General features: G+C 66.1%; 6 protein-coding genes and 1 pseudogene. 2 read left to right on the forward strand and 5 right to left on the reverse strand.

Features of this window, described 5'->3' with window-relative positions; all coding sequences use genetic code 11:
- Window positions 1-554: 554 nt before the first annotated feature.
- Window positions 555-808 (forward strand): annotated as a pseudogene (locus tag JWP90_RS03345) (relaxase domain-containing protein); the annotation flags it as partial.
- 41 nt (window positions 809-849) lie between these two features.
- On the opposite strand, the gene JWP90_RS03350 reads toward JWP90_RS03345, so the two are convergent.
- The 4 genes from JWP90_RS03350 to hxlB all read right to left on the reverse strand — a co-directional run bounded on the left by JWP90_RS03350 (window position 850) and on the right by hxlB (window position 2996).
- Window positions 850-1131, reverse strand: a complete 282-nt coding sequence (locus JWP90_RS03350; RefSeq protein WP_297359586.1) for a helix-turn-helix domain-containing protein — start codon at window positions 1129-1131, stop codon at window positions 850-852.
- Window positions 1128-1532, reverse strand: a complete 405-nt coding sequence (locus JWP90_RS03355; RefSeq protein WP_297359589.1) for a VOC family protein — start codon at window positions 1530-1532, stop codon at window positions 1128-1130. Before JWP90_RS03355 ends, JWP90_RS03350 begins: the two co-directional genes overlap by 4 nt.
- A 185-nt stretch (window positions 1533-1717) precedes the next feature.
- On the reverse strand, window positions 1718-2341 hold the full coding sequence (gene hxlA, locus JWP90_RS03360; protein WP_297359592.1) for a 3-hexulose-6-phosphate synthase: 624 nt from the start codon (window positions 2339-2341) through the stop codon (window positions 1718-1720).
- Window positions 2342-2393: 52 nt separating this feature from the next.
- Entirely contained in the window at window positions 2394-2996 is a 603-nt protein-coding gene (hxlB, locus tag JWP90_RS03365) for a 6-phospho-3-hexuloisomerase (protein WP_297359596.1), read from the reverse strand.
- Window positions 2997-3096: 100 nt separating this feature from the next.
- On the opposite strand from hxlB, the gene JWP90_RS03370 reads away from it, so the two are divergent.
- The gene (locus tag JWP90_RS03370; protein WP_297359599.1) at window positions 3097-3942 is read left to right on the forward strand and encodes a LuxR C-terminal-related transcriptional regulator; all 846 of its coding nucleotides are present in this window, start codon (window positions 3097-3099) and stop codon (window positions 3940-3942) included.
- An 82-nt stretch (window positions 3943-4024) separates the two neighbouring features.
- Here JWP90_RS03370 and JWP90_RS03375 read toward each other — a convergent pair.
- On the reverse strand, window positions 4025-4300 hold a 276-nt coding region (locus JWP90_RS03375), incomplete at its 5' end, for a CGNR zinc finger domain-containing protein (RefSeq protein WP_297359602.1).

The raw sequence follows: 4300 nt of genomic DNA on the forward strand, positions 1-4300 counted from the left end.
TTCTCTTACGGAATCTCAGCAGGTTCCGCCTGCCTACGTCTCAACGGATCCACTCGAGCCGCCGCCAGTTGGTGCTGGCTTGGGCGCGGGCTGGTGGCTACTGGCTGTGGTCGTCGCGCTGCTTCTAATGGCCATCCCTTACGTGGGGGCGCTATTCGGATTGGGAATCCTGGTGGGCGCTTTCATCCTTCATCGTCGCGCGAAGCGTAGGGCACCGGCAGCTGCACACCAGATTCCGTCGGTGGCCGCGTAAGGTTCCCGCTTGCGGCCCAGCAAACACCGCAGCGGCCCGCCGTCTCGTAACTCAATCGTCTAAATACCCATGGCTTACGCCAGGAGACGAGGCCAGGTGCAATGAAGAACCGTTGAGCGCGTCGAAGTTGCACCCGGACATCGCGGTTCGGCTCGGCGTGTCGGCCAAAGCCCGCCCTACTAGGAAGCCACAGCTTTGACGCCTGGCGTAATCCCCGATGCCCCACGCCTCTTGCAGATCGAGGCGGCGCACCTTCTCCGTGATGACGGAGGTGGGCCGGGTGACGGTGTCGATGCGGGTGATGAGCGTCGGCGACGGCTATAAGTACCTCCTGCGGTCGGTCGCCGCCGGTGACGGGTCGCGCTCGCTGTCGACGCCGCTGACGCGCTATTACAGTACGCAAGGCACGCCACCTGGGCGGTGGATGGGTGCTGGTCTCCGCGGTCTCGGTGCCGGTCATCTCGTCGAGGCTGAGACCGTAACGGAGGAGCAGCTTCAGCGGCTCGTCGGTTCGGCCGCGACCCTCTCACCGGCGATGCACTCGGACGCGGTTTCAGATCAGCACCGCGAACGTAGCGCCGAGAACCAGGCGCGGCCTAGACCTCCCCGGCGCCCCAGCGTCCGAGCGCGGTGATCGCCTCGCGCAAGGCGAGCCCGCGTTCGGTCAGTGCGTAGGCCCGGGTGTTGTGGTGGAGGGGTAGGCGGTGCAGGACGCCGGCCGTTTCTAGTTCGCGGAGGCGGGTCGTGAGGATGTTTGTCGGCACTCCGAGGTCGCGCTGCAGGTCGCCGTAGCGTTGCGGCCCTTCGAGCAGCCGCTCCACGATGAGCATGCCCCACCGGGCTCCGATGATGTCGAGGGCTGCGGCCAGGTCGCTCACGCGGCCGGATCGGTGGCCGGCTTCGTCCAGAACGGTGAGTAGTGGTAGCCGTCGGGGTCGTCGAACTGGCGTTGGTACATGAAGGGGTAGTCGTCGGTGTCGCCGATCCGACCGCCGGCAGCGCCGGCACGCTCGACGAGCTCGTCGACCGCCTCGCGGGTACCCAGGTCGAACGACACCGTGACCTTTGAGGGGGTGTCGGGTCCGCCGATGAGCTCCTCAACGCCGCCGACGCTTGTGTACATCTCGCGGCTGCCGAGCATGACGAACTGCTCGGGCGCGATCGCGAAGCACGACACGTTGTGATCGGACATTTCGGCGTTGAGGGTCCACCCGAGGGCGGTGTAGAAGGCGGTCGCGCGGTCGACGCTTTCGACCGGGCAGGTGATGAAAAGACTCATGCGGCCCACACTTGCAAAATGCAAGTGTGGACGTCAAGCCCCCGTGGCGCACTTTGTCCACGGCTCTTGACACGGCGCCACGGGGTGCCCCTCATTCCCGCAACCGAGCAGCGGCTTCGCCGCCACAGGATCAGGCCGCATGGGGTCGCGGGTGTTCCGCGACCCCATGCGGACAGCGACGCGGTCTAGACGATCGCGGCCCGCAATTCGGCGGCAGCGGCGCCGACGTCTGGTGCGCCGTAGATGGCTCCACCAGCGACGGCGACCTGGGCGCCGGATGCCTGCACAGAGGCGATGGTCGACGCGTTGACACCACCGGCGACCGAGAACGGTGAACCGGATGCTTCTCCGTCACGCAGGAGAGTGGCGAACGTGAAGCCCTCTTCGGCCTGCTCGTCGAGTCCGGCGTGCATCTCGACGAATTCGGCGCCGAGGGCGACGACCTCGCGGGCACGGGCCGGCTTGTCGGCAACACCGATCAGGTCGACGACGATGCCTTTGCCGTGCTTCTTCGCGGCCTTCACTGCTCCCGCGATGGTGCTGTCACCGGCGACGCCGAGAACGGTGACGAGGTCAGCGCCCGCAGCGAACGCGATGTCGGCCTCGAGCTCGCCGGCGTCCATGGTCTTGAGGTCGGCAAACACGATCTTGTCCGGGTGCGCAGCCTTCACAGCGGTGATGGCCGACAGGCCCGCGCTCTTGATGAGCGGCGTGCCGAGTTCGAGGATGTCAACGTGCGGCGCCGCGGCGGCGGCGAGCTCGAGCGCTGCTTCGGTGGTCAGGGTGTCCATGGCGAACTGCAACTTCATAGTGTCTCTTTCTGGTTGTTGTCTAAGCCTTCGCGTCTGCGAGGACGTCGTGTCATTCAAGATTCGAGTGCCGGGGCCAGAGCTCGTCTGCGCTCTGCCCCGAACGCTGCCAGAGGCTGTGGAACAGGGCGTCGCCAAGCAGCATGACGGTCTGCTCGAACAGACTGCCTGCATACTGCGCAGAAACGGTGCCGGAACGGTCCAGCTTTCCCGCGGCCGGCACGATGACAACCGCGGTGGCTAGCGCGGCCAACGGCGACGCGTCGGCCGTCGTAATGACGGTTACGTTTGCACCAGCCTTCACCGCGGCATCCGCCCCACGAACGATCGATGTCGTCGTTCCGGAGCCGCTTGCCGTCAGCAGCACGTCGCCAGGGCCGATCGCCGGCGTGGTCACGTCGCCGACGACGTGTACGGTCAGGCCGAGGTGCATCAGGCGCATGGCAGTCATCTGTAGGGCGATGCCGGAGCGTCCCGCCCCGAGCACGAAGATCCGCCGGGCTTTCGCGAGGGTTTCGGCGAGGTTGTCGAGGTCGTCCGCTCGCTGTTTCGTCACCTCCGCGGCCGTCGCCCCGAGCTCGCCGAAGATGAGGGAGAGGGATGCCGTCACGCCGGGTTGTGAGGGCGTCAATGCGTCGGGGTTCACAGCAGTCATATACCTATGGTCGCTGGGTTGCGGTAGTGACGGACCTGCCCGGCCGTGGAGTACCCCTATCCATTGCGGTAGGTACAGGTTGGCCGGGTAGGTTGAAGCGGTGAGCAACAACAACGACCTTGGTCCAGTCTCTCGCAGGCTTCAGCTCGAGCACGCCCAGGCGATGGCCGAACAGGCTGATCGGCATGCTGTGACCCTCGAGTCGATTCTCGCGGTCCTTCGTTCGACGCGACTGGACGACCGCGCAAGCCGCGCGACCGCGCTCGATCTGGCATCCGCTGCCCTGATCGAGCTGCGCAGCACGACCGACCAGCAGCTGGGCACCATGCTGGAGCCGGTGGATGGGGCGTTCGCCCGGCTCCGTTCCGACCTTCGTCCGCTCGCGCGCTTCGGCGGACTGGACGTGCAGTTCGTCGAACCGCCGACCGGCGGGCGGGCGCTGCCGGGGGAGGTGGCTCATGCCGCTCGCGCGATCGTTCGCAGCGCGGTGCTCACTCTCGTCGACCAGGAGGAGGCGAAACGGGTGCGGATCCAGTGGGATTGCGACGGTCTCAACTTGCTCATCGGCATCCGCGACGACGGTCAGGGCGAGATCAGCGCCCACGATGACGCGCTCAGGCCCATCGCCGAACGGGTCGCTGCTCTCGACGGCGGCCTGGAGGTAGCGTCGACGACAGGCTGGGGGACATCTCTCGACATTCGGCTCCCGCTCGACCCTCCGGCAGAAGCGGAGCCGCTCGAGGACTCGGTGGTCTTCAGCCCGCGGGAGCGCGATGTGCTCCGCCTGGTGGCATCGGGCGCGCGCAATCGTGCGATCGCGGATCAACTGGGAATCAGCGACAACACCGTCAAGTTCCACGTGTCGAATCTGCTCCGCAAAGCGGGCGCACGCTCGAGGGGAGAGCTGACAGCGATTGCCGCGAGCTCGACCAGGAACAGGACCTGACTCGACGGATCCTCGCCCTCCTCATGGGTGCTGCGGTGGCATCCGTGGTCTGCTCCACCGAGCGAACGCGATCATCTGGTAGTCAATATTCGAGTCTTCGACGGAATGCCCGCACCTTCTCGCGGTTCTGACAGCGCACCGAACAGAATCGTCGCGACGTGTTACGAGTGCTGTCAAGGAACACTCGATCGCAGGCGATTGCCTCGCAGGTACCCAAATATGCCCAGTGCCCCGACGAGACGAAGGATGCGAGCGCCGCCGCGCAACCCGTGCTCCATCCGGCATGGGCCGGCAGGGTGTGGTCGTGATAATGCAGCGACCACGGTTCATCGACCGAGAGGTGGAGGGCAGAAGGGTA

This window comes from Mycetocola sp., from assembly GCF_025464835.1.
Lineage (GTDB): Bacteria > Actinomycetota > Actinomycetes > Actinomycetales > Microbacteriaceae > Mycetocola_A.